The following is a 6106-nucleotide window of genomic DNA, read 5'->3' on the forward strand; positions in this document are numbered from 1 at the left end:
TGAGTTTTCTATGATCTCTTTGCCAATTTTTAAGGAGACCCTTTTAGGGCCTTCCTTGAAAAAGAAGAGGAGAAATAAATGAAAATCAAAAGCTTGATGGCAGCAGTGGCTCTGAGTTTTACCGGTGCTATGGCCATGGCCGATACGGTGAAGATGGCTGTTGGAGAATGGGCGCCTTATGTCGGAGCAGAGCTGCCGGAGCAGGGTGTGCACGCGCAAAAGGTGCGAGACGTTATGGCGGCTGCGGGCTATGAAGTGGCGCTTGATTTTCTGCCTTGGAAGCGCTCCTACGAGCTGACCAAAAAAGGGGAGTATCCAGCGACATTTTCTTGGTCCAAGACGGACGATCGTCTGGCGGATTTTTATTATCCAGAAGTGTTTTTGGAAGACCAGGTTGACGTGATTTATTACAGTCGGGCCAAGTACCCCGAAGGGCTGAATGTGAGCTCGATTGAGGATATCCATGCGCAAGGTCTGAAACTGGTCGGCTATTCTGGCTATTGGTATGAGAAGGCCCTCGCAGATCTGGGATCTGAGATGCATGATGTGTTTTCTGAAGAGAGTGCGTGGAAACTGTTGCAGTCAGGCCGCGTGGATTTGCTGATCGAGAATGAAGTGGCGGGCGATCTTTCCCTGAAGTCTGTACTTGGCGCTGAGATGGGCGACATCGCGAAAGGCTCTGTGGTGCGCTCGGTTCCGGTGTATGTTCTGTTCTCCCGGGCGCATCCGCAAGGTGAAGCCTTGAAAGATGCATGGGACGCGCATGCGAAGTAAGGCGCTAGACAGGGCTTGAGCTTACTCCCGTGGCCAGCGATGGTAGCGGGGGTTTTTTGTTGGAAACGAGGGTGCGCGCGTCTGGGGCGATTTTGGACATTGGCTTGCGAAACCCGCTGGCCCCTAATCGCTGCCCACTATAGGGTCGCGCCATGAGCAGCACGTCCATCACATTCAGCCATGATCAGGCCGAGGCCTTTGACAATATTTCCCTCCTTCTCAAGGGGCTTGGGGTGGATTTGGAGCAAAGTCTTCTGACCCCACCCACAGAAGGCAAACAGGCGATTGCCGCGGTCACAGGCAAGGCTGGGTCTGGCAAGACCATGCTGTTGTCAGAGCTTGTGAAAGCGCTTGAAGAGGTGGGTGTTGAAATCGTCTCTGGTGACTATGAGGGCAAGAAAAAGAAGGACCAGCGCACGCTGGCCATTCTGGCACCGACGAATAAGGCGGCGAGTGTGCTGCGGATGCGGGGCGTGCCCGCGACCACGATCCACCGGATCATTTATACGCCGGTCTATGACCCGGAATATGAAAAGATCGCCGAATGGCTGGCCGACAATGGCGAGCGGCCCGAGATTGAGGGGCTGACGGATGAGGCGCTGGACCGGGCGCTGGAGTTTTACAAACTGCACAAATCCATCCCCGGTGCATTGGCCGCTGCGGGATTGCGGGGCAGTGATTTTATCACCGGGTGGAAACGGCGGGATGATCCGCTGGACATCGGCTTTATTGATGAAAGCTCTATGCTGGATGACAAGCAGTTTGACGATCTGAAGGATATTTTCAGCACGCTGGTGCTGTTTGGTGATCCTGCGCAGTTGGCACCAGTGAACCAGTCCGGCGCGATGGTTTTTGACAAGTTGCCCGCGCCTGCGGTGTACAATCTGGAGCGCATCCACCGCCAAGAGGCGGACAACCCGATCCTGGATCTGGCCCATGCGCTGGCCGATCCGCAGATGCAGTTTCAGGATTTTGAGCGCATGGTGGAAGAGACCGCCCGCCGCGATGATCGGGTGCAGTTTGCCCAGCGGGTAGAAGTGGATCTGATGGCGCGCAGCCCGGTGCTGGTCTGGCGCAATGCAACGCGGATCCGCCTGATCCATGCGTTTCGCCATGTGCATGGCGCACCAGAAGATGAGTTGCTGGAAGGTGAACCGCTGATCTGTGACGGGATCGAATTGCCCGCAAAGCATCGCAAGAAGCGGCTGGATCTGGAGGCGCGGGGGCTGATCAAAGGCGCGCAGGTGATATACCTCGGCCCTGGTCGCAAGCCGGGCTTTTCGCGGCTGCATGTGATGGGAGCGGAAGATCCGCGTGTGTCTGCGGCCTCGATCGTGAAGATCGAAGCGCCGGAGGAAGAGGAGCCGTTCATTCCCTTTGCGGCGCGGATGGGCGCAACCTTCCTGCACGGCGCGGCCGTGACCATTCACAAGGCACAGGGCAGCCAGTGGGAGAACGTGCAGGTGTTTGCGCCGGATCTGTTTGTGGCGGCGCGGATGAACCGGATGGAGGCGGGACAGCCCTTGTGGAAGCGGCTGGCCTATGTGGCGATCACGCGGGCCAGTGAGCGGCTTTATTGGGTGGTGCGCAATCGGCTGGCAAAGCCAACAGATGGATTGCGTGTGGACGATCTGATCTCGGCACCTGCGCCACTCACGCTACAGGCGCAGGAGGATAGCGCATGAAAAACATCATTGTCACCGGGGCCAGTCAGGGCATCGGCCGCGCCACCGCAGAGGCTTTCTTGAATGCAGGCTGGCGTGTGGGGGTGCTGGCGCGCAGCGAAGAAAAGCTGCAGGAGCTTGCGAGCGCTTATGAATTTGCGGTGCCGCTGGTGGCGGATGTCACCGACGCGGCCGCCCTGGAAAGCGCTTTTGCACGGTTTGTCGCCCGCAGTGAGCGCTTGGATGCGCTGTTTAACAATGCGGGGATGTTTGGGCCGACAGGTCCGATTGATGAAGTGGATCTGGGTGGGTTTGATCAGGTGCTGAATGTGAATGTGCGCGGCATGTTCATTGCAGCCAAACTGGCCTTTGCCCAGATGCGGCGTCAAAGCCCGCAGGGCGGGCGGATCATCAACAATGGATCTCTGGCTGCGCATGTGCCACGCGAGGGCTCTGTCTGCTACACCCTGACCAAACACGCGATCACGGGTCTGACCCGGAGCCTGTCGCTGGATGGACGCCCGTTTGATGTGGCCTGCGGACAGATTGATATTGGCAATGCAGCGACAGACATGGTTGCAGGCATCAACGCGCGATTGGTGGCAGAGGGCAAAGAGCCCAATCCGGCCATGGATGTAGACGATGCAGCCAAGTCCGTGTTGCACATGGCGGAATTGCCGTTGAACGCGAATGTGCAGTTCATGACCGTTATGGCGACGAAAATGCCGTATATCGGGCGGGGGTGATAAAGGGTTTTTGGGCAAAGCCGATGTTGGGTTGCTGAAAGCAAAGGGACAGACCATGGGGCGTGAGATATTGGTGCGCGATGCTGCCGCTGGTGATTATGGTCAGTGGCGACCGTTGTGGGATCAATACAATGCGTTCTATGGGAGGCATGGCGATTCCGCCCTTTCAGAGGAAATCGTTCAATTAGCATGGTCTCGTTTCCTGGATCTGGACGAACCCGTTCATTGTTTGGTTGCTGAATACGAGGGAGAGATCGTCGGCTTGGCGCATTTTGTCTTCCACAGAAACACGATCACCATTGAAAACACTTGCTACCTACAAGACCTTTTTACAGCGCCTGGGGTGCGCGGCAAAGGTGTTGGCCGAGTGCTCATCTCAACGTTCTATGACAGGGCCAAGCAGGCTGGAACAGTTGGGGTCTACTGGCACACGCATTCGACCAATCAGACGGCAATGCAGCTTTACGACCAAGTGGCGACAAATACAGAATTTGTTGTTTATCGACGGACACTGCCCGACTCTTAAAGAACACTAGAGATTTGTTTTGACGCACGTAATGAACACGTTGTCGGTAAAGTTCTCAGTCGGGTAAGCGAGGGGGTTCTTGCGTGCGCGTTTTGCGCAGTCCTCTGCACGCCCCAATCCAAATTTGTTTACCTAGATATGAGAAAGCCCCCGATCTTTGGGGAGATCGAGGGCCAAAGGCTACGTCATAAAAAGGAATTGTGTAGTCAGAATTTGCGTCGTCGTTATCCAATCAGGCCGCCGTCGGTGCGACGGACGGCAAAGACACCAGAGCGTGGCACAGAGGTGCCGCCGTCTGGGAAGTGAGAGTCGCCGCGTTCGCCGGGATGCTGAATGCCGACAAACATGGTGCGCCGATCTGGGGACCAGCACACGCCGGTGACTTCGCACTCTTTTGGCCCCACCAGGAAACGGCGGATTTCGCCGGTTACTGTGTCGCCTGCGAGCATTTGGTTGTTGCCCATTCCCGCAAAGTCTTCGGCATTAGAATAGTTGCCGTCTGTCTGGATCCACAACAGGCCGGTGCTGTCAAACGCCATCCCGTCAGGCGAGTTGAACATATTTCCAGCATTGATGTTTTGACTGCCTGCATATGCATCACTGTGTACATCCGGGTTGCCCGCGAGGGCAAAAAGGTTCCAGCTGAAGCCCGGGGCGGTGTGATCGGCGTCATCGGCCATCCAGCGGGCGATCTGACCATAGTGGTTTTCGACGCGCGGGTTGGGCCCGTTTGCAGAGGTGTCATCGCCACCCGCATTGGGTTTCACGCCACGGTTTTTGTTGTTGGTGAGCGCCACATAGGCCTCTGCCTTGGTGGGGTTCACGGCCACCCATTCCGGACGGTCCATGGTGGTGGCACCCACTTTTGAAGCCGCCTGACGGGTGTGAATGCGGATTTCCGCCTCTGTCATGCCGGTGGTTTCTGGTGTCAGCGCCAGCCATTCGCCGCGCATGTCATCGTGGAACTTGGCGACAAAAAGATCGCCGCTTTCCAGCAGGTCGGAATTGTCGCCCACGCCGGAATAGGTGCCCTCAGAGACAAAACGGTAGAGGAACTCACCGCGTTCGTCATCGCCCATATAAACGACAACCTTGCCATTTGCGGCGACCACCACAGCGGCGTTTTCATGTTTGAAGCGGCCGAGTGCGGTGCGTTTCTTCGGGGTTGAGGTGGGATCAAACGGGTCAATTTCCACCACATAGCCCGCGCGGTTGGGTTCATTTGGATCTTTGGCAACGTCAAAGCGCGGATCCACTTTGGCCCAGCCATAGCCCCAGTCTTTGGAAGACACGCCATATCGCTTCAGCTCGGCGCTGACCTCATGGGCCTCATCTTCGGCAGAGAAGTAGCCATTGAAGTTTTCTTCGCAGGCCAGATAGGTGCCCCAAGGGGTTTCGCCGTTGCCGCAGTTGTTCCAGGTGCCTTTGCAGGTGGTGCCGGTGGGATCGGCAACGGTTTTCATCAGGTCATGGCCTGCGGCTGGGCCGCTGATCTCCATATCGGTTTGCGGGGTGATGCGGCGGTTCAGGTCGCTGCCGACCACTACCTGCCATTTGCCTGCGTCATCGCGGGCCACTTCGACCACAGACACACCGTGAGCCATCATGCCCTTTTCGATGTCATCATCGCTGACCCATGCGCCATCTGGGTTGTTGCCCCAGAGGATTTTGCGGTTGGTGTATTCGTTGTTGATGGCCATGACGGTGCGGCCATCTTTGGTGAAGATCGACATGCCGTCGTTGTTGTCACCAAAGGCGCGTGCCTGAGAGACGGCGGTGCCACGGGTGGTTTCGTCAAAGGCGACGCTGTCTTTGAAGAGCGGATCTCCCCATGTGACAAGCTGTTCCCATTCAAAGCCTTCGGGCACGGTGATGGTGTCCTCAGAGTTGGCCGGGATCTGGTGGAAGCCAAAGCGGTCGGCGTGGCCATTCCCGCCTGCCTGTGCCTCACGGGTGAGGGCGGTGGTGCCCACAAGGAAAGAGCCGAGGCCAAAGGTCATGACACCGCCCAGGAAGCCGCGGCGCGACAGGGCGCTTTCCACCACGCGGTCAAAATCGGTTTCTTCGGCACGGGGGGAAATCAGTTCATCAATCTCGTCAAACGACAGGTCATCATGGGACATGGCTGGCTCCTTAAGCTGGCTGGGGCGGACCCCAAGTATCACTCGTTAAAAACGCTAGGGTGCGCCTGAATCAGTTTTGTGACAAGAAATTCTCAACCATATGACAGTGCCGCTGACGCAGATTTTGGTGCGGTTTCGGCGTTTTTTTGCCTGCGGTTGGCCGTCAGCTAGGTGAGGGCTACCTGGCGTCGGCGAGGTGCGTCTCGACAGAAATCGGGCCGGAGCTGTTCACCAGTCCGGCCCAAGATCGCATTTGTGTGGGATAAAATTAGC

The 6106-nt window shown here is 57.0% G+C and carries 5 protein-coding genes; 4 read left to right on the plus strand and 1 reads right to left on the minus strand.

Annotated elements, in window-relative coordinates:
- The first annotated feature begins 78 nt into the window (after window positions 1-78).
- The 4 genes from PJL69_RS16555 to PJL69_RS16570 all read left to right on the plus strand — a co-directional run bounded on the left by PJL69_RS16555 (window position 79) and on the right by PJL69_RS16570 (window position 3710).
- Entirely contained in the window at window positions 79-774 is a 696-nt protein-coding gene (locus tag PJL69_RS16555; protein ID WP_271310649.1) for a substrate-binding periplasmic protein, read from the plus strand.
- Window positions 775-926: 152 nt separating this feature from the next.
- Window positions 927-2459: an ATP-dependent DNA helicase gene (locus tag PJL69_RS16560; protein ID WP_271310650.1), complete on the plus strand. Its 1533-nt coding sequence runs from the start codon at window positions 927-929 to the stop codon at window positions 2457-2459.
- Window positions 2456-3184: an SDR family oxidoreductase gene (locus PJL69_RS16565; RefSeq protein ID WP_271310651.1), complete on the plus strand. Its 729-nt coding sequence runs from the start codon at window positions 2456-2458 to the stop codon at window positions 3182-3184. Before PJL69_RS16560 ends, PJL69_RS16565 begins: the two co-directional genes overlap by 4 nt.
- Window positions 3185-3194: 10 nt before the next feature.
- Complete coding sequence (locus PJL69_RS16570) at window positions 3195-3710, plus strand: GNAT family N-acetyltransferase (protein WP_271310652.1); 516 nt, start codon at window positions 3195-3197, stop codon at window positions 3708-3710.
- A gap of 224 nt (window positions 3711-3934) precedes the next feature.
- On the opposite strand, the gene PJL69_RS16575 is transcribed toward PJL69_RS16570, so the two are convergent.
- The gene (locus tag PJL69_RS16575) at window positions 3935-5833 is read right to left on the minus strand and encodes a PhoX family protein (RefSeq protein WP_271310653.1); all 1899 of its coding nucleotides are present in this window, start codon (window positions 5831-5833) and stop codon (window positions 3935-3937) included.
- Window positions 5834-6106: the final 273 nt, after the last annotated feature.

It is taken from the genome of Shimia sp. MMG029 (assembly GCF_027947445.1).
GTDB lineage: Bacteria > Pseudomonadota > Alphaproteobacteria > Rhodobacterales > Rhodobacteraceae > Shimia.

Coding starts and splice junctions, on each gene's coding strand:
- PJL69_RS16555 (WP_271310649.1), top strand. CDS start 79: ATGAAAATCAAAAGCTTGATGGCAGCAGTGGCTCTGAGTTTTACCGGT.
- PJL69_RS16565 (WP_271310651.1), top strand. CDS start 2,456: ATGAAAAACATCATTGTCACCGGGGCCAGTCAGGGCATCGGCCGCGCC.
- PJL69_RS16575 (WP_271310653.1), bottom strand. CDS start 5,833: ATGTCCCATGATGACCTGTCGTTTGACGAGATTGATGAACTGATTTCC.
- PJL69_RS16560 (WP_271310650.1), top strand. CDS start 927: ATGAGCAGCACGTCCATCACATTCAGCCATGATCAGGCCGAGGCCTTT.